Origin of the sequence: Capnocytophaga granulosa ATCC 51502, from assembly GCF_000411115.1 — a bacterium.
GTDB classification, from domain to species: Bacteria; Bacteroidota; Bacteroidia; order Flavobacteriales; family Flavobacteriaceae; genus Capnocytophaga; species Capnocytophaga granulosa.
In genome coordinates, this window is record NZ_KE150242.1 from 38,335 (window position 1) to 60,533 (window position 22,199).

The window sequence follows — 22,199 nt, forward strand, 5'->3', positions numbered from 1 at the left end:
GAAATCGTGATAATTATGAAAACACTTCTAAAAAACGGCAAATTAATCTCGGATCATCGTATTCAAGAAGCCGACTTACTTATTGAGAATGAACGCATTGCTAAGATAGCCTCGGATATCTCGGCCAAAGAAGCCCAAAAGGTAATTGACCTGGAGGGTATGCTGGTACTCCCAGGGGTGATTGACGACCAAGTGCATTTTCGTGAACCTGGTCTTACCCATAAGGCGACCATTGCTACAGAAAGTGCGGCCGCAGTGGCGGGGGGTACTACTACTTTCTTTGACCAGCCCAATACAATTCCCCAGACTACGACCATTGCAGCCCTAGAGGACAAGTTTGCCACAGCAGCTCGTACCTCATTGGCCAATTTCTCTTTCTTGCTAGGGGGTACCAATGACAATATAGAGGAGCTCAAGCGCATTAATCCAAAGAATACCGCGGGGGTGAAGCTCTTCTTAGGTTCTTCCACAGGGAATATGCTAGTGGATAACGAGAAGACAATTGAGACGATATTCAGGAATGTATCTACCCTTATTGCCGCACATTGTGAGGACGAACAAACGATCCGCCGCAACTTGGAGCATTACCTCTCTCTCTATGGAGCAGAAATTCCTGTAAAGTGTCACCCACTGATTCGCAGTGCGGAGGCTTGCTATCTCTCCTCCTCACGAGCTATTGCTCTGGCTAAGCAAACGGGCGCACGCTTCCACGTTTTCCACTTATCCACTGCCAAGGAAACAGAACTCTTGGACAACAGCTTGCCACTTGACCAAAAGAAGATTACCGCCGAGGCTTGTATCCATCACCTTTGGTTTACTGACCAAGATTATGACCAAAAGGGCGTACTGATTAAGTGGAATCCTGCGGTCAAGACCTTGGAAGACCGAGAGGCTATTTGGCAGGCACTTTTGGACAATCGTATAGATGTGATAGCCACTGACCATGCTCCCCATACCTTGGAGGAAAAAGCAGCGAAGGAATACCAAAAAATCCCCTCAGGGGCACCCTTGGTACAACACGCCTTGGTAGCAGCCCTGACCATGTTCCAACAGAGAGGTCTTCCTCTGGAGCGATTGGTAGAGAAGATGTGCCATAACCCTGCTATTCTCTTTAGAATACAAGATAGGGGTTACCTCCGTGAGGGCTATTATGCCGATATAGCTTGTGTAGCGGAGCATACTCCTTGGCAGGTGTCGAAGGAGAATATCCTCTATAAGTGTGGTTGGTCGCCTTTGGAAGGCACTACCTTTGACTATAAAGTAGCTTATACTTTTGTCAATGGTCATTTGGTATATGATAAGGGAACTATCTTATCCCAAGAAAAAGGAAAAAGAGTGTTGTTTGATAATTAAACAATTAAGAATTAAGAATGAAATCAGTTTCTTTAACCGTCTCACAGATAGAACGTTTGACAGCTGAGTCGGTAAAAATATCTTTTGAGATTCCTCAGAAGGATCGTTTTTCGTTTGATTTTTTTGCAGGACAGTTTGTAGCCCTGCAACAGGAGATAAATGGAGAGCAGGTAAGGCGTGCCTATTCTATCTGTTCGTCGCCATATGAGCCACTGCTTAGTGTGGGTATCAAGCAGATACCAGGGGGGCGTTTCTCTACCTTTGCCTGCCAACAGCTCAAGGAGGGAGACCAATTGGAGGTCTTTCCTCCAGAGGGGAAGTTTGCCTATATTCCTGAGATCTCCCCAGAGAACTTGGGGCTTTTTGCCGCAGGGAGTGGTATTACCCCTATGCTGAGCATTATCAAGGTAGCACTGGAGAAGACCCAATGCAAGATTCTTTTGGTCTATGGCAATAGAACCCCTGAAACGACTATGTTTCTTTCTGATATTGAAGCACTTAAGGCACAGTATCCCGATAGGCTTCTGGTACAATATGTCTATAGCAAGACTCAGCAGGAGGGGGCGCTTTCAGGACATATAGACCCGCCTATGGTCGAGCAATTGCTTAAGGAAACCTATAAAGAGGTGAATTTTGGTCGCTTCTATATCTGTGGGCCACAGGCCATGGTGGAGGCTGTAAGGGATCGTCTGCAGAAGGATTATGATAAGAAGAAAATCCATACCGAACTATTTACCGTAACTGATAGCAAGAAGCAGTACACAGGAACTACCGAGATAACGGTACGCATAGGTGGAGAGGAAAAGACCTTTACCATAGAGCGGAAACAAAACATACTCAGCGAATTGCTTGCCAAGGGCTTGGACGTATCTTATTCCTGCCTTACAGGGGCTTGTAGCAGCTGTATAGGCAAGGTAACTGAGGGCAGTGCCGAGATGGACAACAACCAAATACTAATAGAACGAGAGGTCAAAGAAGGCAAGATACTCACCTGTCAAGCGCACCCCACTTGTGATCATATGAGATTAGAATTTAATTACTAAAATACAGACCATGAAACATAGAAACTGGATTCTTTTGGCCTTGCTACTGCTTTCAAGTCCCCTATGGGCACAGCGTACTGCTCGCTATACGGATAGGGACGCTCGCCTGAAGAAAGCTCGCTCGCTCTACCAACAAGAGCAATATAAGGCCGCCCAACACCTTTTCAAGCAAGAACTTTTCAAGGCCAATACCTTGGCCGATAAGGAATTGTGTAGCTACTATATTGCTTCGGCAGCTATTCGCCTAAGGCAACAAGGAGCCGATAAGCTCATGACGCAGTACCTAAAGGACTATCCCACTTCTTCCTATGCAGCCCAAGCCAACCTTGAGGTAGGGGATTACTATTTTGACAAAGGAGATACCAAAACGGCCATTTTATGGTATGACAAGGTAGAAATACCTACTCTCTCAACCAAGCAAAAGGAAAAATTTGACTTCCAATATGGATATGCCCTTTTTGCTCACGGAGACAAGGAGACCGCTCAGCAATACCTTTCTCAGGTGAAGAACTCCAAAGAATATGGAAAGAAAGCAGCCTACTATTTAGGATATATAGCCTATGATGCCGATGATTATCAAAAGGCCAATGACTTTTTCCAACAAGTGGGTGAGGAGAAGGAACTCAATAAGAATCTGTCTTATTATCAGGCAGATATGAACTTTAAGCAAGGTAATTTTCAAAAAGCCTTGCAGGAGGGGCTTCTACAGTTGGAAAAGACCAATAACCCCCAATACCGTTCTGAGATTAACAAGATCATAGGGGAGAGCTATTTCAACCTCAAGGAGTATACCAAGGCCATTCCTTACTTGGAGGCTTACAAGGGGAAGAATGGTGCTTATACCAATACCGACCTCTATTACTTAGGCTTTGCCTACTATAAGCAAGGGGAGTACCAAAAGGCTATAGGTCAGTTCAATCGGATTATCAACGGAAAGAATGAGGTAGCACAGAATGCGTATTACCACTTGGCACAGTGTTACCTGAAAACAGACCAAAAACAGCAGGCACTCAATGCCTTTCGCAACGCCTATCAGATGAATTTTGTCCCAGCCATAAAGCAGGATGCACACCTGAACTACGCCCGCCTGAGTTATGATATAGGCAATGCCTATGAGTCTACTCCTAAAGTAATACAGTCCTATATGGACACCTATCCCAATAGCCATACCGAAGAGCTTAAAGGACTCTTGGTGGATTCCTATATCACTTCAGGAGGCTATCGTGAGGCCTTGGATTTGTTAGAGAAATCCGCTACGGCAGATCCTAAGATACGCCAGAAGGTGGCTTTTCTCTATGCCATGCAGCTCTATGGTGATGCCAAATTCAAGGAAGCGTTGCCTTATTTTGAGCAAGCAAAAAAGAGCCAAGCCGATGCCGAGTTTCAGGCAAGAGCTACTTATTGGAGTGGAGAGACAGCTTATCAGTTGCACCTTTACCCAGAGGCTCAAAAGGATTTTTCCGCTTTCCTTCAGGGGGGGCACACTTCTCTTGTGGAATATCCTAAGGCGCTCTATGGGCTGGCTTATGCGCTCTTTAATCAGAAAAAATATGCCGAAGCAGCAGAATATTTTGCCAAATATGCCCAGACCCATCCAGAAGCCCTACGCCTCTCCGATGCATACTTGCGCTTGGGAGATTGCAACTTTGCCACAGGGAAGTATTGGCCTGCTATGGAGGCGTATGACAAGGTAATCGCCGCTAAAGCGACCAATACTGATTATGCAGCATTCCAAAAGGCCATCAGCTATGGTATAGTGGATAGAGTGCCTAAGAAAATAGAAGCACTTACGGCTTTTATCCAAGATTATCCCCAGTCCAATCTCAGAGAGGACGCGCTCTATGAACTGGCCAATACCTATGTAAATCAAGGAAAACCAGAAAAGGCTTCAGAGTTGTATAATACCTTGAAAACCCAATATAAGGATGGAACCTATACAGTGCGAGCTATGCTCCGAGAAGGACTTATGCTTTATAACAAGAATGAAAATGAGAAGGCGTTGGCTCTTTTCAAGGAGATTACCAAGAAATATCCTTCTTCTCCAGAGGCCTTGCAGGCGGTAAGTACGGCTAAGAATATCTATGCCGAACAAGGAAAGATGGAGGAATATGCCGCTTGGGCTAAGGGCTTGGGCTATGTGAAGGTATCCGATAGCGAACTGGATAGTGCGGCCTTTGAGGCAGCCGAACGCCTCTATGTACAGCATAAAAAGCAAGAGGCCAAGCCAGCCTTGGAGAAATACCTAAAGGATTTCCCTAAGGGAGCTAATGCGGCTCAAGCACGCTTCTATTTGGCACAGCTTTATTTTGAGGACAACCAAAAGGCTCAGGCACGCCCACTTTATGAAAAGGTATTGGAGGACGGCCGCAATGAATACTCCGAACAGGTGTTGCTCAGGCTTAGCCATATCTACTTAGAGAAAGACGAGACAGAAAAGGTGCTTCCCTTGCTCAAGGAATTGGAAAAAACGTCTCCGGTATTACAGAATGTGATCTTTGCCCGTTCTAACCTAATGAGTTGTTTCTACAAGCAAAAGAATTATCCTGAAGCGATAGCTTATGCCCAAAAGATCTTGGCCGAGAAAGCTGTTGAGGAACGCCTTAAGAGTGATGCCCATGTGATTTTGGCACGTGCCTATATGGCTACAGGTGCCGAGGCAGAAGCAGAAAAGGAATACGCCCTATTGCGCAAGAGTGCTACCGACGCACTTATGGCCGAAGCACTCTATTACGATGCTTATTTTAAGAACAAAGCCAAGCAGTACAAGAAGTCCAACGAAGTGGTACAGAAGTTGGCCAAGGAATATGGGGGCTATAAGGAGTTTTCAGCCAAAGGCTTGGTCTTAATGGCTAAGAACTTCTATGGACTGAAGGACTTGTATCAAGCCAACTATATTCTAAGCAGTGTATTAGAGAACTTCAAGGACTATCCAGAGGTAATCCAAGAGGCACAGGAGGCGATGAAATTGATAAAGACAAACGAAAAGAAATCTAACAAATAATTGATAATGAAAGTATTATATAATATATCAGTACTCTCACTTACCCTTTTTGCCGCAGGGGTACAAGCACAGGATAAGTTGGGCACTATCTCGGTGGATATTGTAAAACCCTATACCCCTACCATAGCCGATGTACAAAAGCCAGCGGAGCAGACACCTAAGAAGGATACCATAGCGGTAGCCAAAAAGCAGGTTACCTATTCCTCTGAGTCTATCCCTGTAGCTTCTACCTTTGTACCTGAAAAGGGGAAGGCGGTACGTATCCCTATAGTGACAACTCAGGATAGTCTTTACCACTCTTATGTAGCCTTGGCAGGGGGCAATTATACTTCCCTATATGGGGATGCCTTCATTTCAGTACCTTTTAGCCTTACTTCGGATTTGTCGGTGGACTTCACCCATCATTCCTCTCAGGACAATGTCAAAGAGGTAGAGACCGATAGCAATTTTTCGCATACCCAAGCGCAGGCGACTTATAACCAATGGGGGCAAACCTACCAGTATAGCCTTTCGGCCAATGTAGCCCATAGGCTTTCCCACTGGTATGGTGTAGAGGATAAGAGTTTGCTACCCATCTCCCAGTCCCTTAAGCAGCAGTACCTTACAGGAGGCATAGCAGGGGAGCTTTCTATGACTAAGGGTGTACTCGAAGGGGTGGATTTCTTTGTACAAGGAGGCAAAGATGATTTTGGCAGTGGGGAAGTGCAGCTTAAGTTACGCCCTTCATTCAAATACGCCTTTAAGGAAGGGCAGGCATTACAGGTAAAAGCTGATGTGGATTATTTGCAAGGGAGTTTTGATAGAGGCTTTTCCAGTTTGCTCGGGATTACCTATAAGTCGGCTTTCTTGGGGCTAAGGCCAGCGTATGTACGTACTTCGGGCAACTATAGGGTAAGGCTCGGATTAGGGGCTTATTATGCTAAGGAGAACAATGGAGAAGGAGGGAGTGTTAAGGTGTTTCCCGATGTGGAACTCTCTTGGAATGCAGCAGGAAAAGCACTTATAGGTTATGGAGGGATTACAGGAGGATTGGAACAGCTCACCTACCGAGAACAATCCTTGGAGAACCCCTATCTGTCTCCGACCCAGCACCTACACCCTACCTATACCCCTTATGATATATTTGCAGGGATTAGAGGCGCACTTTTCCAAGGATTCTCTTATGATTTCAAGGCTTTCTATACACGTATAGTACAGATGCCTATGTATCAGGCCAATGAAAAATATACCCTTGCCGATCGTAAGCCTTATCACTATGATAATTCCTATAGCATCGTCTATGAGGATGCTATGTCCTTTGGGGCAAAAGCAACTATCAGGGGTAAGTTCTCGGATCGTTTCTATATAGATGCCTTTGCCAAGGTCAATGCCTATTCCTTTGATGCACTGAAAGCGAAGGAAAGAAACTTACCGCTATTTACCTCCGCCCTTTCGGCAAGTTACCGCATTCTTCCCCAGTGGAATGTAGGGACTTCTTTCTACTATGTAGGAGAGCGAAAGGATATAGCCCATACGCTACCTACTTTAGAGGCTAAGGAACTGACCCTTGATGGCTTTTTTGATCTTAACTTCTCAACCGACTATACCTTCCTTAAGCGCTGGACAGCTTTTGTGGATTTGAGTAATGTAACAGGACAGCACTACCAACGATGGACGTCCTACCCTGTACAAGGTTTCCAATTCCTCGTAGGGGTGAAGTATCGTTTCAATGTGAAATAGGGAGAAAAGGCAAGAGGTTGTTCGCCAAAGAACAACCTCTTTTTAATTGTTGGATATGATTTGAGAAAATTAAACTAATATTTGTACCCCGCTGGTGGTGATTTTGTTATCTAAGTAAAAATCGATACGGCCTAAGTTGATTCCATAGCAGCCTACTTGGTTGATGAGGATTTCGCGATTGGCCTTATTCTTGACAATGACAGGTTCGCTCATGAAAGTATGGGTATGGCCGCCTATGATAAGGTCAGTTTCGGAGGTCTTTTTAGCAATGGTAAGGTCGCATACCTTATCGGTACGATACTGGAATCCCAAGTGAGAGAGACAGATGACAATGTCGCAGTTCTCTGTCTTTCTGAGTTTCTTCTCCATATCTATGGCAATTTCCACAGGATCAAGGTATTTGGTTTCTCTGTAGAGTTCCTTGGTAACCAATCCTTTAAGCTCTACGCCTAAGCCATAGACACCTATACGTACTTCATCTACTTCAAATACTTTGTAAGGCTTTGTTTTTCCTTCTAATACGGTATTGGTAAAGTCGTAATTGGAAGAAATGAAATCAAATTTGGCATGTGGCATCTGGAAGAGGAGACCCTCTATTCCATTGTCAAAATCATGGTTTCCGAAAGTAGCTGCATCGTACTTGAGCATGGACATTAGGCGGAATTCCAATTCGCCCCCGTAATAGTTGAAATAAGGAGTACCCTGAAAGATATCCCCAGCATCAAAGAGTAGCGTATTGGGGTTTTCCTTGCGTACTTGCTCTATCAAGACCGCACGACGTGCCACTCCTCCCTTATCAGGATAGTGAGGGTCGTCAGTAGGCATAGGGTCTATATGACTATGGGTGTCATTGGTATGGAGTATGGTGATATGTTTCTTATGTTTTTTGAGCTTATCCTTGTTTTTATCTCTGTCAAAGGCATAGGAAACGCCTCCCAGCCCTAAAAACAGGGCGCCAGCCCCGATGTTTCTTACGAAATTTCTTCTTTCCATATAAAATTGTGTTTTATAGTTTGATAATTATTTTATTTTGAATCGTCCGTCGGACTTAAAATCTATAGGGTTTGTTTTTCTTAGGTAATCAATCAGCGCTTCTCTGGCATTGTAACTGATGTTGGTAACATCTATGGAGTTTTTAAAGAAATTCATCTTATCGCCCCCATTGTATAGATAGTCAAAAGTGCAGACAAAATAGCGCTTTTTGCGTAGAACAGGTTTTTTATTGATAAGAAAACTCACGACCTCTCCACGTGGACTCATGATGAGCTGTACTTGGTTAGAGATTGGGTGGGGGAGCTTACTATCATAAAGATATTTGGCCATGTCATAAAGCTGTGCACCTGTAACCTCAGCTACTACTAGATAGTTTTCAAAGGGCATTAGCTGGTAGACCATACGGGTGGTAATACTTCCTTCGGGTAATTCCGAACGGATTCCTCCCCAGTTAAATAGGGCAAAATCCACATGGCGTTTCTTTTTCTTGTAGAAATAGCCATCGGATTGCTCACAGAGCGCATCGGCAAAGAAGTTACCAATAGGCATGTTCATCTCACCATCTTCTAAGGTTTTGATATCCTTGACCATAGTAGCATTGTTGTGAGAAAGCACATTGTCCAAATACTTGTTCAAGTGATAGCGAAAAGGCGAAAGATAGTCCTTGATATCTTCGTCTTCTTCTGTATCTTTGGTAATGGGCATCTGTTCCCCTTCTATAGCTTGGGTGAAATAGCTCTTTGATTTACAAGAGACTATAAGCAAAAATAGTGCCAGAAAAGCAAATAAATTTTTTCTCATAAAAATGTTTTTCTTTCAGGGCGCAAAATTAATAAATATTCATTACATTTGCAGTGAAATCTTTATAATTTTTATTTTGAAAATATTTAAAAATATAGCGATTAAAAATCGGATACAGAAGAACCTTAAAAAGAGAGCTAATTATCTGAATGGTAATAAGTTACAAATACATAAGGTAGGATGTATTGTGGATATAGAGGAAGTGGATAAGGTGGATTTCCTCAAGAACTTCATCAAAGAGTACGGTATCAATTCGGAAAATTATGTGATTTTGGGCTATGAAGAGAAGGGGATAGATATACAGATAGAAGGGATTCCACTCTTCGCCTGGAAGGATATCAACTATTCGGGGGGCATCCGCAACTATCATGCCGATAGGCTTTGGGAACTGGAATATGACCTGCTGATCAACTGTTTTTCCACACCCAAGCTTCCACTGCTATTGCTTTCATCGGGAGTGAAAGCCAAGCTACGCATAGGGGTAAGTGGTATAGATCCCGCTTTCAACGATGTGATTATTGAGGCTCCCTTGGCCGATGGGAGTACTTTTATTCAAGAAGCTAAAAAAATAATAAAAACACTACAATGAAGACTTTACAAGGAACAGGGGTCGCACTGGTAACCCCTTTTAATAAAGAGGGGGGCGTAGATGTACCCGCTCTTGAACGCTTGGTACATACCCAAGTGGAAAATGGTATAGATTATTTGGTTGTTTTGGGTACCACTGCCGAAACACCTACCCTATCTACCGAAGAAAAGGAATTGGTCAAAATGACAGTTAAGAAGGCTAACAAAGGCAGACTGCCCATGGTCTTGGGAGTAGGGGGGAATAACACCCAAACAATTGTAGAACAAGTACGTGAGGTATCTTCTGAGGACTACACAGCCATACTTTCGGTAACGCCCTACTATAACAAGCCTTCACAAGAAGGACTTTACCAGCACTATAAGGCGGTGGCCGAGGCTACGGAACTGCCCATTCTACTCTACAATGTACCCTCTCGCACAGGGGTTAATATGGACTATCGCACTACCCTACGCCTGGCCAAAGAGGTGCCCACTATCATAGGGATTAAAGAGGCATCGGGCAATATAGTCCAGATTATGCACCTTTTGCAAGGGCGTCCTGATAATTTTTTGGTTATCTCAGGCGATGATGCTACGGCCTTACCTACGGTGCTTTTGGGCGGTGATGGTACCATCTCGGTATTAGGACAGGCCTTTCCTGAGCGCTATAGCCGAATGATACGTCAGGGCTTGGAGGGAAACTATAAGCAGGCCAACACTATTCAGTATCAGCTCTTAGAAGTGATGGAGCTAATTTTCAAAGAAGGAAACCCTGTAGGAATCAAGGCCTTGCTTACCCTTTTGGAAATAATCAATACCCCTAAAGTACGCCTTCCTTTGGTGAGTGCTACAGAGGGGCTACAAAGAGAACTGAAGACGTACTTAGAGTATATGAAAAAATAATATTTACTGCATTTTTATCTGTGAAGCCAGTAGGTAAATGACTGCCATGCGAATAGCTACCCCGTTTTCAACCTGATCAAGGATAACTGATTGCGGGCAGTCGGCTACTTCGCTGGTGAGTTCTACCCCTCGGTTGATAGGGCCAGGGTGCATAATGATGATCTCCTTACCTATCTCGTCTAGAATCTCCTTGGTAAGGCCATACTGCTGTACATACTCCCGTGTGGAGGGGAAGTAAGGAATATCCAAGCGTTCGTTCTGGATACGTAGCATATTGGCCACATCGCACCATTGGAGCGCTTTCTTCAGATCAGTTTCCACATGTACCCCTAGCTCATGTATATACTTAGGAATAAGGGTTTTAGGGCCACATACGGCTACTTCAGCACCTTGCATGTGTAGGGCAAATATATTGGAGAGGGCTACGCGTGAGTGTAGGATATCCCCTACAATCACTACTTTCTTACCCGCAACACTTCCCAATCGCTCGCGTATGGTATAGGAGTCCAAGAGGGCTTGGGTGGGGTGCTCATGGGCACCATCACCAGCATTGACAATGGGCACTTTCACATGCTGAGAGAGGAAGACCCCTGCTCCAGGGTTGGGGTGGCGCATAACAACCATATCCACTTTCATAGCCAAGATGTTATTGACTGTATCGATGAGGGTTTCTCCTTTCTTTACAGAGGATTGTGCAGCCGAGAAGTTGATCACATCGGCAGAGAGGCGTTTTTCGGCCAACTCAAAGGACAGGCGGGTACGTGTACTATTCTCGAAAAACAGATTGGCAATGGTAATATCCCTCAAGGAAGGCACCTTTTTGATAGGGCGGTTGATCACCTCCTTGAATTGGTCGGCTGTGGTGAAGATAAGCTCTAAGTCCTCAGGGGTGAGGTACTTGATACCTAATAGGTGATTGACACTTAACTGGTTCATAGTGTGTGTTTTATGGGTAGGGTTGTTTTATGCTTGTTTTTCTACGAGATAGACGGCATCTTCTCCGTCTTGTGAAGCCCAATTGACCACTACGCGTTCTTTGTTGATAGCATCTACGGCCTTGCCAATATAATCGGGCTGTATAGGTAGGTCACGGCTGAAGCGGCGGTCTATCAGTACCAATAGTTCTACTTTGCTGGGACGTCCAAAGGACTGCAAGGCAGTGAGAGCAGCACGAATGCTACGGCCTGTATAGAGGACATCGTCTATGAAGACCACTTTTTTGTCCTCTACCAAGAAAGGAATATCGGTGGTGTTGGCCGCCAGAGGCTTTTCACCTCTTCGGAAATCATCGCGGAAGAAGGTGATGTCCAAGGCGCCATATTGTATGCCCGCAACCTGATACTCCTGACGAAGCATTGCCACTAAGCGCTGGGCTAAGAATACCCCACGAGGTTGCAAGCCTATGAGTACCGTATCGGAGAAATCGGTATGGTTCTCTATAAGCTGACAGGCCAAGCGATGTAGAATGACATCTAACTCTTGGGAGGTTAATAATTGTTTTCTTTCCATAATCCTTAAATAATGATTAATGACCAATGATTAATGACCAATGACTAATGACTAATGATTAATGACTAATGATTAATGACTAATGACTAATGACTAATGACTAATGACTAATGATTAATGATTAATGACTAATGATTAATGATTAATGATTAATGACTAATGATTAATGACTAGAATCAATAGTTAAAATGTTATTTGCAAACTTTTTAAGGTGCCATAAATTGCGTCTCTACAAAGATGCTGATTAAGACAATTTCTGATGCGTACAGTCTTTTGTGATTAACAATTGATAATTGACAATTAACGATTAAGTTCGTATGACAAAGCATTCTCTTTCTTGTTCGCTTCTGATGAAGAACAGAGCAAAGGAAAAAGTGTCTATCACCACAGTGAAAGCCTTATTTTCGGCTAATTGTTTAAAAAAATCCTCGTTTTCCCTCTGATGTGGAGCCACTACAAGTAGCAAACTATCGTTGTGCATTTGTCCTATAAGCTCCTCCTGAGTCGGTTTGTTCTCTTGTTGGTAAAGGATGATCATATCCTGCTGCTGCTTGGAAACCTCTGTAAGCGGAGCGGGAAAGAACGAGGTGAAATCCTTACGATCACTATATATTTTTATACTCTTGGGAGCAAAATATTTTACCAATCGAAGCAAAAACTGTCCTTTTCTTTTGGAGATACCTTTAGGGTAGTGCGAACAAGGGATTTTATCACGCGAGTAAAAGCACTGGGTAACCAATCGGAATACAAAGGGAGAATGTACGCCATGCTGGTTGGTTGATTTCCAAAGGAAAAGCAAATATTTCTTCCACAAGGGCATCAGTTTTCTGTTTTAGGTATGAGTTTTTCTTCTATAAGGTCTATTTCATCAGCTTTAATACCGTGAATAGGGGTTAGTTGTATGTTTTTTTCGTCTTCTGGGAAAATATCATTCTTGCTTAGAATCATTTCGTCTCCGCGCCAATTAAAATTGGGGAAGCGTAGTTCTTCTTTGCTGATTTTATTCTCAGGATAGATACCGCCATCTATATTTTTGTAGAAGACAATAGTCTCTATCTGTTGGTTGGGAGCAAAATCTATACGGATTTGGCTACATTTGGACTTATTAATCCCCACAGGCTGATTTTGGTCGTTATATACGTAATAAATCACCTCGGTATTCTGATACAAATTTACGTTATTTAATTTGTTTTCGAGGAATTTTCCCTTTAAAATTTTTCCTTTTACTTGGTTAAAGCCTGTACCTAGGGTGTCCTTTTCGATCAGGAAAGCGTTGTCAAAGACTTTGAGGGTATCAAGTTTTTCGGTTTGGGTATTGGCCAGAATATGGATATTGTCTCCTGTCATTTGGCTTTTGCCACTCCATATAATAGGTTTTCCGATCAGCTTGGTAAGGCCTGTGGCTTGGCTGGAGTGGATAGAATCACATTTGCCCTGAATATCGGTCTTGTAGATACGAGCTCCAGTGTAAGCCCTCACCACGCGTGCGCCCGTCTTGCCTGTTACCATGATCCGCTTGGCATGGATGTAAATGGAGTCTTTGCCTTTTTCTACCTCACTGCTAATTAGGGCTTTTTTGGTGATGAACATGGAGTCCTGTGCCTTATATACCTCGCCATAGTGTCCTTTGACTAAGGTCTTGTTGATGGTATCTCGGATAATAATATTGTTGGTTGCCGAGGCGAAACTTCGGAATTTGTCGAAGTAGAGGCTATCCCCCGTAAGGCGCTTGTTGTCATAGTCTATACGAGCCTTGTCCATGAAGTAGCCCTTTTCCGCCTTGGTGTCGTAGTAGCCTTTCTCTCCGTAGGCGATGTAATCCTTTCCAGTGATGGTTGTGGGGCCAAACATGTAGATATGTCCTGAAGCATGATAGTAATCCAGTGTAAGGGAATTGACCTCAAAGTTGACATTGGTAACCTTCACTTGGGTGGTAAATTGACTCTTTCTTGGGGCGACAAAGTAGCGGCCTTCTCGGCTGGTGAGCACATTCTCTTCGTCAGAGATTTTGCCATAGTTCAGGTAATAAGCCTCTTGGGTATTGCGGTCAAAGAACAGCTCCTCTGTCTCAAGGGTCATTTTCTCATTGCGTAGCTTGACATTGTTCTTGGCAAGCGCTATTTTTGTATCTCCATTGTATTCTATAAACTCGCTATTCATCTTCAGTGAGTCTCCTTGTTGGATAAATACCTCTCCGAAGGCCTTCACCTGGTTCGTCTGTTGGTAGAGTACAGCCACATCGCACCAGATGTCCATTCCCTGATGGCGGAACTGTACCTTGCGCTCCTCATCGGAATTGAAGATTGTAGCCCCAGGGTACTTATCATTGTCAATAGTGAGGGTACCAGCGTAGACAATCTCTATCTTCTTGGAGGTGCTATCCTGAGCATACACCACTGAGAATAAGAGGAAAAAGCAGGCAAATAGGTAATATATTTTTGACATAAAGGGTCTTGTCCTATCCATAAGAATTTTGTGCAAAGATACATATTTCACTGAAAAATGAAAAGTGAAAAGCGAAGATTTTTTACTTTATGCATTGGATACTACACATTATAAATAATCCCAAGACAAAGATACAATTATTTTTGGAAAAATACTATCTTTGCAAAAATATTCATCGCTATGAAATACTACCTTATTGCAGGAGAAGCCTCCGGTGACTTACATGGAGCAAACCTGATGCGGGCACTTGCAGAGATAGACCCACAAGCTCAGTTTCGCTTCTGGGGAGGAGATCGCATGGAAGCTGTCGGGGGAAAGCTCATCAAGCACTACCGAGATTTGGCCTTTATGGGCTTTTGGGAAGTGGTTACGAACCTGCGCACCATTCTTCGCAATATAGATCTCTGTAAAGCCGATATCACAGCCTATCAGCCCGATGCGCTTATCTTCATTGACTATCCAGGTTTTAATATGCGTATAGCCAAGTGGGCTAAGCGGCAGGGGATTCCTACCCATTATTACATCTCTCCACAGATTTGGGCTTGGAAAGAGAACCGTATCAAGGCCATCAGAAGAGATGTAGATGCCATGTATGTAATCCTGCCTTTTGAGAAGGATTTCTATGAGGGCAAGCACCAGTATCCCGTACACTTTGTCGGTCATCCGCTCTTGGATGCCATTGCTGCACGCCGAGAAGTAAGTATGGAGGTGTTCAAGAGAGAAAATGGCTTAGATGAGCGCCCTATCATAGCTTTGCTACCAGGTAGCCGCAAGCAAGAAATTGCCAAGATGCTCTCGGTGATGCTCTCGGTGGTGGGAAGTTATCACCCCTATCAGTTTGTTATTGCAGGAGCGCCTTCTTTAGGATATGATTTCTATAGACAGTTTATAAGGGAAGAGAACGTACATTTTGTCAGTGGGAAGACCTATGACCTGCTCTCTCATGCGCATGCAGCCTTGGTAACCAGCGGTACAGCTACCTTAGAGACCGCCTTATTCCGTGTCCCTGAAGTGGTTTGCTACCGGGGCAACTGGATTTCCTACCAGATAGCCAAGCGGGTGATTAGTCTCAAGTATATCTCTTTGGTTAACCTGATTATGGATGCCCCTGTAGTTACAGAGCTTATCCAAGGAGACCTCAATACCCGAAACCTCAAAGTGGAATTGGACAAACTCTTAGATCCTGCCTATAGGGACAAACTCCAGAGGGATTACCAAGCCCTGCGCGAGAGATTAGGTAACGAAGGGGCTAGCCGAAGGACAGCGCAGGCTATCTACAATTCCTTACAAGATAAAAGGCATAACGATAGGAGCTAAAACAGCGGTAAAGATTCCGTTGAAGATCATCCCTAAGCTGGCGTAGATGGCGTGTTTTTCACTAAGATTGAAGGCGGCCATAATCCCCAAAGCATGGGAGGCTGTACCCAGGGAGATACCACGCCCCATAGGACTTTTGATTCCTGTCCATTGGAGTACCTTGAAGCCTAAGATGGAGCCCAAAATCCCTGTTACAATCACAGCGGCTACAGTAAGGGAGGTAATCCCATGTAGGGTCTTGGACACCTCAAGGGCGATAGGAGTGGTAACTGACTTAGGGGCTAGGGAACGAATGATGTTTTCTTCTGCGCCTAGAGCCTTGGCTATATAACATACCGAGAGAATACCCACTAGGCTACCGACAAACTGGGAGAGCAACAGCGGTAAGAGTTGTTTTCTGATCTTGGAGAGTTGTTGGTATAAGGGAACACCCATGGCTACAATGGAGGGCTTGAGCCAAAAGTCTATATACATACCAGCATTACGCTCATAGGTCTCATAGGAGATATTGAAGATGATCAAATAACCTATCAGCACACATACGGCCAGCATTACAGGATTGAGGAAGACTGATTTGTATTTCTGTTGGAGCATGAGCACTCCGTAATAAACGCCAAAGGTAATGGCTAAAAGGACTAAAGGATTTTCAAATATTTTCATTTTCGTGATGATGTTTGGTTCTTTTACGGACAAATTGATACACATGGCCTGTTACGACCATAACGATAAGGGTACTGACAACAATAGCCACACTGATAGACCAAAAATTCTTGGCAATAAGGTCAAAATAAGCCAATATAGCCACGCTGGGAGGTACGAAAAACAATCCCAAGTGAGAGATCAACATATCGGAAAAAGCCTTGACCCAGTGCAGCTTGATCCAGCCTAAGTGTAGAAAAAGGGTCAGCAGTATCATTCCTATAATACTAGAGGGAAAGTGAATACCAGTGAGATGAACGATTAACTCTCCTAGGGCTAAACAACCAAAGATAATAGCACAATATCTGATTAACATACAAAAGTGATTAAAACGGGGGCAAAGTTACAATTTTTAATAACAAAAGACCAAGAACAAAAAGCAAATATTTTCCACAATAAAAGAGACTGTCCGAAAAGACAGTCTCTGCTACTTAGAATATGACCTTATTTACTGATTCTTCTAAGCCACTGGTTCATATCTACCTCTTTGAGGATAAGCTCTCTTAGGGCGGAGATAGGCACACGTTGTTGCTCCATGGTATCGCGGTGGCGTAGGGTGACGGTGTTGTCCTCCTTGGACTGGTGATCCACGGTAATACAGAAAGGAGTACCAACGGCATCCTGCCTACGATAGCGGCGGCCTATGGCATCTTTCTCATCATAAGCGACATTGAAATCATATTTTAGATCATTGAAGATCTGCAAGGCAAGCTCAGGTAGCTCGTCTTTCTTGAGCAAAGGCAATACAGCCACTTTGGTAGGGGCTAGTACGAAAGGCAAGCGTAGCACTGTGCGAGTTTCCCCATCCTCAAGAGTTTCCTCTTGTAGGCTATGGGAGAAGATGGCCAAGAACAAGCGGTCAAGCCCCACAGATGTCTCCAATACATAGGGGACATAACTTCTGTTTTCCTCAGGATCAAAATATTGTAGTTTCTTACCAGAATACTTTTCATGGTTGCCCAAATCGAAATCGGTACGGGAGTGGATACCCTCTAACTCCTTGAAGCCGAAGGGGAAGCGAAACTCTATATCACAAGCAGCATCGGCATAGTGGGCGAGCTTCTCATGGTCATGGAAGCGGTAGTTCTCCTCGCCCAATCCCAAAGAGAGGTGCCACTTAAGACGGGTCTTTTTCCAGTGCTCATACCACTCCTGTTGGGTACCCGGTTTGATAAAGAACTGCATTTCCATTTGTTCGAACTCACGCATACGGAAGATAAACTGGCGTGCTACGATCTCGTTGCGGAAAGCCTTTCCTGTCTGGGCAATCCCAAAAGGAATTTTCATACGGCCTGTTTTTTGTACATTGGAGAAATTGACAAAGATACCCTGAGCTGTTTCAGGACGTAGGTATAAGTCCATGGCTCCTTCGGAAGTAGCGCCGAGCTTGGTGCCGAACATTAGGTTGAACTGCTTTACCTCTGTCCAATTCTTGGTGCCAGAGATAGGGCAGACGATCTCCAATTCCTCGATAAGTGCCTTTACATCGGCCAAGTCCTCGCGCTCAAGGGATTTACCTAAGCGGTGTAGGATAGCCTCGGCTCGCTCTTTGTATTCAATCACCTTAGGATTGGTAGAGAGGAATTGCTCCTTGTCGAAGGCCTCTCCAAAGCGTTTTTGGGCTTTGGCAACCTCTTTTTCTATTTTATCTTCTATTTTTGCTACATAGTCCTCTACCAAGGTATCAGCACGGTAGCGTTTTTTAGAATCCTTGTTGTCAATAAGGGGGTCATTGAAGGCATCCACGTGTCCTGATGCCTTCCAAGTGGTGGGGTGCATGAATATAGCCGCATCGATCCCTACGATGTTCTCATGTAGCTGTACCATCGCTTTCCACCAGTATTCGCGGAGGTTCTTCTTCAGTTCCACGCCATTTTGTGCATAATCATATACGGCACTAAGTCCGTCATATATTTCACTAGAAGGAAAAATATAACCATATTCCTTGGCGTGGGAGATTACTTTCTTGAAAATGTCTTCTTGATTTGCCATAGTTCTGAATTAATGAGTGCAAAAATAGTAAAAAATATCGTTAGTTCTTTATTTTTTGAAAAATAAATTATCGCTTAGGGTACTGCTCCCAAGGAGGAAACTCAAATTGTAGCTGTACCCACTGGGGTTGTCCTTCTTCAGAAGGATAGTTGAAGTGGCTGAGTGACACCCCTAAGAGCCGTACTGATTCCCGTAATCGCTCCTGATAGAGCAGCTCGCTGATCACCTGATAGATAGTGGCACTATCCCCCACAAAGTCAATAAGGGTACGGCTGCGGGTTTGTTGCTTGAAATCACTGTACTTGAGCTTGAGTGTAACGGTCTTGGCCAGTAGTTGCTTCTTAGCCAATCGCTGGGCGACCTCCTCACATAGTTTCTTAAGAGGTTCCTCCATAAAGACCTCACTGGAGATATTTGTCTCAAAAGTATGTTCCACTCCGATGGACTTGACCAAGCGGAAAGGTTGTACCGGGCTTAGGTGTATGCCGCGGGCTATTTGGTAAAAGTATTCGCCATTGTTACCAAAATATTCCTGTAGCTCCTCAAGAGTCTTGGCGCGCAGGTCAGCACCTGTAAAGATTCCTTTTTGGTACATCTTTTGGGCGGTTACCTTGCCTATACCATAGAACTTTTTGATGTCCAATTGGGCTAAGAAGTCCAGCACCTCCTCCGGAGGTACCGTCTTCTGGCCATTAGGTTTGTTATAATCGCTGGCGATCTTAGCAATGAACTTATTGATGGAGATACCAGCTGAGGCGGTAAGTCCCGTTTGTTCAAATATTTTAGTGCGTATTTGCTGGGCGATAAGGGTAGCCGAGGGCATATCCATCTTGTTGGTGGTGACATCGAGGTAAGCCTCGTCCAAGGAAAGCGGTTCCACTAGGTCGGTATATTCGTAGAAGATAGTGCGAATCTGCATAGAAATCTCCCGATACCGCTCAAAGCGCGGCTTGACAAAGATAAGCTGCGGACACAACTGTCGCGCTGTAGCCCCCGCCATAGCACTATGCACCCCATAGCGGCGCGCCTCATAGCTAGCGGCAGCCACTACCCCGCGTGCTCCTTCGCCCCCCACGGCAATCGCCTTCCCCTTGAGCCAAGGGTCGTCATGCTGCTCTACCGAGGCAAAGAAAGCATCCATATCAATATGAATAATCTTGCGTTCCACAAGGGCAAAGGTAGTGATTTTTTGTTAGATTTTCCGCTCATTTTCTATTGACTTTATTCTTTGAAAATCGTATCTTTGCAGGGCAAGAAATGAAATAACCTCATGCCTGACCAAGAAAAAAGGTGTCCTTTTTTGAGAGGTTAAGCCTGTGCGTTACCCCTATTACCTATCTCAAAGGTAACTTCTTCAAAAAAAATTTTCTCATTACAATAAAATATAGTAATTTTGCAACTTCAAAACACAGCAATCATCTTATGAAAATCTCATATAATTGGATTAAAGACTTTCTCAGGATAGACTTACCGGCAGAAAAAGTAGGCGAACTCCTTACAGATTTAGGCTTAGAGGTGGAAGGTATCTCCGCTTACGAGAGTGTAAAAGGAGGTCTAAAAGGGGTCGTTGTAGGCGAGGTACTCGAATGTACCAAGCACCCCAATGCGGACAAACTCAGCCTTACCAAGGTTCAAGTAGGAGAGGGAGTCGTCCTGCCTATCGTATGCGGGGCGCCCAATGTAGCCAAAGGTCAGAAAGTGGCCGTGGCAACTATTGGGACAACCCTTTATGACAAAGAGGGTGAACCCTTTAAGATTAAGAAAGGCAAAATCCGCGGAGAGGAGAGTCATGGGATGATTTGTGCCGAAGATGAACTTGGCTTGGGCAACTCTCATGAGGGAATCATGGTCTTGGGCAGCGCTTTGCCTGTAGGTAAGCCTTGTAGTGAGGTATTCAGTGTGGTATCCGATACGGTCTTTGAAATAGGCCTTACCCCCAACCGAGCCGATGCCATGAGCCACTTAGGGGTAGCTCGAGACCTTAGAGCAGGATTGTTGCAACAGGGAATCAACAAGGAGATTATTACCCCTTCGGTAACGGATTTCTTCGTGGATAACCGCTTGCTTAAGATAGATGTACTGGTGGATAACAAGGAGTTAGCGCCTCGCTATTGTGGGGTGAGCATCTCCAATGTCAAGGTAGCGCCTTCGCCTGATTGGCTACAGCAAAGACTCAGAGCAATAGGCATTACCCCTAAGAACAATGTAGTGGATATTACCAACTATGTACTCCATGACTTGGGACAGCCGCTACATGCCTTTGATGCCTTGCGTATCGCTGGCAAGAAGATTATTGTACGCAATGCCGCTGAAGGAGAGAAATTCCAAACCTTGGACGGTGTAGATCGCAGCCTCTCGGCAGAGGACTTAGTTATCTGTGATACAGACAAACCCCTATGCTTGGCAGGGGTATTGGGAGGCACTAACTCAGGGGTGGGACAGGACACCACTCATATTTTCTTAGAGAGTGCTTATTTTAATCCAGTAGCCATACGTAAGACAGCTAAGCGACATGGTATCTCTACTGATGCGTCTTTCCGTTTTGAACGTGGTATCAATATAGATGATTGTAAGTATGCGTTGCTAAGGGCTGCTATCATGATCAAGAAGATAGCGGGAGGTGAAATCTCTTCCGATGTGGTGGATTGGTATCCTAAAAAGCAAGAGGATTTTCAGGTATTCCTCACCTACGAGAAGATAGATAGCCTCATCGGTCAGGTGATTCCACGCGATGTGATTAAGAGTATATTACACTCCTTGGATATCCAAATCAACAGCCTTACTGAGATAGGTATGGGGCTTACCGTACCGTCTTATAGGGTGGATGTAGAGCGTGATGTGGACGTGATTGAGGAAATCCTCCGTGTGTATGGCTATAACAATATAGAGTTCTCCTCCAAGGTGAGCGCCTCCATGGCACACGCTAGCCGATATGAGGACTTCAATGTACAGAATGTGATTGCTAACCAGCTGGTGGGACAAGGTTTCTATGAGATGATGAACAACAGCCTTACTTCGGTAGCTTATCAGGAGCTATCAGCTGATATCAGTGCAGCTCAGACAGTGCAAATACTCAATCCACTGAGCCAAGACTTGGCCGTGATGCGACAGAGTATGCTCTTTTCAGGATTGGAAACCATCGCTTACAACAACAACCGCAAGCGTACGGACTTGTCTTTGTTTGAGTTTGGCAAGACCTACCACAAGATAGGGGAGAGCTATACCGAACCTAAGCATCTAAGCCTTTTCCTATCAGGGAATATATATCCAGAGACATGGAATGCACCACAAGAAAAGACCAATTTCTACTACCTAAAGGGCTATGTCAAGGCAATATTTGACCGCTTAGGGATCACTGAACTCAAGGAAACACCTTCCCAGGAGGCTATCTATCAGGAAGGAATTACCTTATGGCTCGGTCAAACACCTGTGGCATCCTTAGGAGTAGTGAAAAGCAACATATTACAGCATTTTGATATAAAACAACAGGTGTTCTATGCCGATATTCTGTGGGATCACCTCTTGGCCAACCTCTCCAAAGAGGTGAAATACCGAGAGATTCCTAAGTATCCAGAGGTACGCCGCGATTTGGCTTTGCTCTTGGATAGTGAAGTGTCTTTTGAGACACTCCATAGCATTGCCTTGCAGACAGAAAAAGAGTTGCTCAAAAAGGTAGCCCTTTTTGACGTATATCAAGGGGATAAGCTGCCTAAGGGCAAGAAGAGCTATGCGATGAGCTTTATATTACAAGACAACAATAAGACCCTTACCGACAAGCAGATAGATAAGACAATGGCGGCTCTGGTAGAGGCTTTCAAGAAGCAAACAGGCGCTCAGTTACGTTCTTAAAAGAGTAA

Annotated in this window: 18 protein-coding genes; 8 read left to right on the forward strand and 10 right to left on the reverse strand. The window is 44.4% G+C overall.

The genetic code is table 11. The features are described 5' to 3' along the window. The first annotated feature begins 15 nt into the window (after positions 1-15). The 4 genes from HMPREF9331_RS00210 to HMPREF9331_RS00225 are packed head-to-tail and all read left to right on the forward strand — an operon-like array spanning position 16 to position 7,116. Entirely contained in the window at positions 16-1,353 is a 1,338-nt protein-coding gene (locus HMPREF9331_RS00210; RefSeq protein WP_016419194.1) for a dihydroorotase, read from the forward strand. Between the two features lie 17 nt (positions 1,354-1,370). Beyond that, positions 1,371-2,396 (forward strand): ferredoxin--NADP reductase, encoded by a 1,026-nt coding sequence (locus HMPREF9331_RS00215; RefSeq protein WP_016419195.1) that lies wholly within the window; start codon positions 1,371-1,373, stop codon positions 2,394-2,396. 10 nt (positions 2,397-2,406) lie between these two features. Next, positions 2,407-5,397, forward strand: a complete 2,991-nt coding sequence (locus HMPREF9331_RS00220; protein ID WP_016419196.1) for a tetratricopeptide repeat protein — start codon at positions 2,407-2,409, stop codon at positions 5,395-5,397. Positions 5,398-5,403: 6 nt separating this feature from the next. Beyond that, a complete protein-coding gene (locus tag HMPREF9331_RS00225; protein ID WP_016419197.1) occupies positions 5,404-7,116 on the forward strand; it encodes a TonB-dependent receptor in 1,713 nt (570 codons plus the stop codon). Between the two features lie 69 nt (positions 7,117-7,185). Here HMPREF9331_RS00225 and HMPREF9331_RS00230 read toward each other — a convergent pair whose 3' ends face one another. After that, entirely contained in the window at positions 7,186-8,109 is a 924-nt protein-coding gene (locus tag HMPREF9331_RS00230; RefSeq protein ID WP_009642653.1) for a metallophosphatase, read from the reverse strand. Between the two features lie 27 nt (positions 8,110-8,136). Beyond that, a complete protein-coding gene (locus HMPREF9331_RS00235) occupies positions 8,137-8,910 on the reverse strand; it encodes a 5'-nucleotidase C-terminal domain-containing protein (RefSeq protein WP_016419198.1) in 774 nt (257 codons plus the stop codon). 76 nt (positions 8,911-8,986) lie between these two features. Here HMPREF9331_RS00235 and HMPREF9331_RS00240 point away from each other — a divergent pair, with 76 nt between their 5' ends. After that, positions 8,987-9,499 (forward strand): DUF6913 domain-containing protein, encoded by a 513-nt coding sequence (locus HMPREF9331_RS00240; protein WP_040356793.1) that lies wholly within the window; start codon positions 8,987-8,989, stop codon positions 9,497-9,499. Then, the gene (gene dapA / locus HMPREF9331_RS00245) at positions 9,496-10,380 is read left to right on the forward strand and encodes a 4-hydroxy-tetrahydrodipicolinate synthase (protein WP_016419200.1); all 885 of its coding nucleotides are present in this window, start codon (positions 9,496-9,498) and stop codon (positions 10,378-10,380) included. The genes HMPREF9331_RS00240 and dapA overlap by 4 nt, the downstream gene beginning before the upstream one ends. A gap of 3 nt (positions 10,381-10,383) precedes the next feature. Here dapA and HMPREF9331_RS00250 read toward each other — a convergent pair whose 3' ends face one another. The 4 genes from HMPREF9331_RS00250 to HMPREF9331_RS00265 form a co-directional block, all read right to left on the reverse strand. Then, the gene (locus tag HMPREF9331_RS00250) at positions 10,384-11,316 is read right to left on the reverse strand and encodes an aspartate carbamoyltransferase catalytic subunit (protein ID WP_009642642.1); all 933 of its coding nucleotides are present in this window, start codon (positions 11,314-11,316) and stop codon (positions 10,384-10,386) included. Between the two features lie 27 nt (positions 11,317-11,343). Then, entirely contained in the window at positions 11,344-11,889 is a 546-nt protein-coding gene (gene pyrR / locus HMPREF9331_RS00255) for a bifunctional pyr operon transcriptional regulator/uracil phosphoribosyltransferase PyrR (protein ID WP_009642652.1), read from the reverse strand. Positions 11,890-12,196: 307 nt separating this feature from the next. Next, positions 12,197-12,709, reverse strand: a complete 513-nt coding sequence (locus tag HMPREF9331_RS00260) for a hypothetical protein (RefSeq protein WP_016419201.1) — start codon at positions 12,707-12,709, stop codon at positions 12,197-12,199. Then, the gene (locus HMPREF9331_RS00265; RefSeq protein WP_040356796.1) at positions 12,709-14,334 is read right to left on the reverse strand and encodes an OstA-like protein; all 1,626 of its coding nucleotides are present in this window, start codon (positions 14,332-14,334) and stop codon (positions 12,709-12,711) included. The genes HMPREF9331_RS00260 and HMPREF9331_RS00265 overlap by 1 nt, the downstream gene beginning before the upstream one ends. A 180-nt stretch (positions 14,335-14,514) precedes the next feature. On the opposite strand from HMPREF9331_RS00265, the gene lpxB reads away from it, so the two are divergent. After that, complete coding sequence (gene lpxB / locus HMPREF9331_RS00270; protein ID WP_016419203.1) at positions 14,515-15,651, forward strand: lipid-A-disaccharide synthase; 1,137 nt, start codon at positions 14,515-14,517, stop codon at positions 15,649-15,651. On the opposite strand, the gene HMPREF9331_RS00275 is transcribed toward lpxB, so the two are convergent. The 4 genes from HMPREF9331_RS00275 to dinB form a co-directional block, all read right to left on the reverse strand. Beyond that, positions 15,619-16,311, reverse strand: coding sequence for an LrgB family protein (locus tag HMPREF9331_RS00275; protein WP_040356800.1), 693 nt, complete (start codon positions 16,309-16,311; stop codon positions 15,619-15,621). The genes lpxB and HMPREF9331_RS00275 overlap by 33 nt on opposite strands. Then, complete coding sequence (locus HMPREF9331_RS00280; protein ID WP_016419205.1) at positions 16,298-16,666, reverse strand: CidA/LrgA family protein; 369 nt, start codon at positions 16,664-16,666, stop codon at positions 16,298-16,300. The genes HMPREF9331_RS00275 and HMPREF9331_RS00280 overlap by 14 nt, the downstream gene beginning before the upstream one ends. 128 nt (positions 16,667-16,794) lie before the next feature. Continuing rightward, a complete protein-coding gene (locus HMPREF9331_RS00285) occupies positions 16,795-18,342 on the reverse strand; it encodes a glycine--tRNA ligase (protein WP_016419206.1) in 1,548 nt (515 codons plus the stop codon). Positions 18,343-18,409: 67 nt separating this feature from the next. Further along, positions 18,410-19,510 carry a DNA polymerase IV gene (dinB, locus tag HMPREF9331_RS00290; RefSeq protein ID WP_016419207.1) on the reverse strand — a complete coding sequence of 367 codons (1,101 nt, stop codon included), beginning with the start codon at positions 19,508-19,510 and terminating at the stop codon, positions 18,410-18,412. Positions 19,511-19,764: 254 nt separating this feature from the next. Here dinB and pheT point away from each other — a divergent pair, with 254 nt between their 5' ends. Further along, a complete protein-coding gene (gene pheT, locus HMPREF9331_RS00295; protein WP_016419208.1) occupies positions 19,765-22,191 on the forward strand; it encodes a phenylalanine--tRNA ligase subunit beta in 2,427 nt (808 codons plus the stop codon). Positions 22,192-22,199: the final 8 nt, after the last annotated feature.